Genomic DNA, 1120 nt, shown 5'->3' with positions numbered 1-1120 from the left:
TGACCCGTCCTGAATAAAGGCTACATAATTTTAAACATTATGTACAGAAATGACAAAGTGATCAGACGGTATTCAGAACCTTTTAAACTGAAAATTTTAGCCGAACTTACAACCGGAAAACACACAAAGAGCGAACTATGTAAACTCTACTCTATCGCACCTACAACCGTAAATGAGTGGATTAAAAAGTACAATCGTAAAGACTTAATGAACACCAGAGTAAAAGTGGAAACTAAAGACGAAATATCACGAATTAAAGCCTTGCAAAAGGAAATAGAACAGCTTAAAAAACTACTACTTAAAAAGGATCTGGATGCCATGGTATTGGATTCTTATCTGGAAGTGGCAGCTGAAGATCTAGGCTACAAATCTGTTGCAGAGCTAAAAAAAAAGCTAAGTATAAAGCCTTAATTAAAGCTAAAGAAAAGTCTAAGGGATTTGCTTCTTTAACGACTATAACTCATTGTTTTGGGCTTAAACGTGATGCGTATTACAAATACAAATCTAGAGCTGATAAGCGTTTAAAACTAGAACATCAGATTATAAACATAGTCAGTAAAAAACGTAAATCCCTTCCTAGAGAAGGTGTACGTAAACTCATAAAATCACTAGATGTTGAATTTACTAAAGCCAACCTTAAAATTGGTAGAGACACCCTATTTAATGTCCTTAGAAAACACAACATGCTAACACTTAGAAAGAAAACCAGTGCCAGAACAACAAACTCGTATCATCGTTTTTATAAGTATAACAACATTATAAAAGACTTAGAAGTTACTAGAGCTAACCAAGTTTGGGTGAGTGACATAACTTACATCAGAACTGTAAAAGGCTTTTGCTACCTGGCTTTAATAACCGATATGCATTCCAGAAAAATAGTGGGTTATGATCTTAGTGATAGCTTAGAACTAAAAGGATGCGTGAGAGCCCTTAATAAGGCTATTTATCAGGCTAAAGACATTAAACAACTTATTCATCATTCAGACAGAGGAATACAATATTGCAGTAATGTGTACACACAAATACTTAAAAGAAAAAAGATAGAGATTAGTATGACTGAAGAAAATCATTGCTACGAAAACGCAATGGCAGAACGTGTAAATGGAATCTTAAAAGACGA

Annotated in this window: 2 protein-coding genes; both read left to right on the top strand. The window is 34.0% G+C overall.

From position 1 onward, the window contains the following. Positions 1–57 precede the first annotated feature (57 nt). On the top strand, positions 58–411 hold the full coding sequence (locus LX78_RS14700; protein ID WP_245881551.1) for a transposase: 354 nt from the start codon (positions 58–60) through the stop codon (positions 409–411). Beyond that, positions 369–1120: IS3 family transposase (locus LX78_RS14870; RefSeq protein ID WP_170109864.1), on the top strand; the 752-nt coding region annotated here is incomplete at its 3' end. The genes LX78_RS14700 and LX78_RS14870, both read left to right, overlap by 43 nt.

This window comes from Xanthomarina spongicola (assembly GCF_003148645.1).
In the GTDB taxonomy this organism is placed as follows: Bacteria; Bacteroidota; Bacteroidia; order Flavobacteriales; family Flavobacteriaceae; genus Xanthomarina; species Xanthomarina spongicola.
Note: the sequence above shows the minus strand (reverse complement) of the source record. Positions and strands in the feature narration are given on the sequence as shown.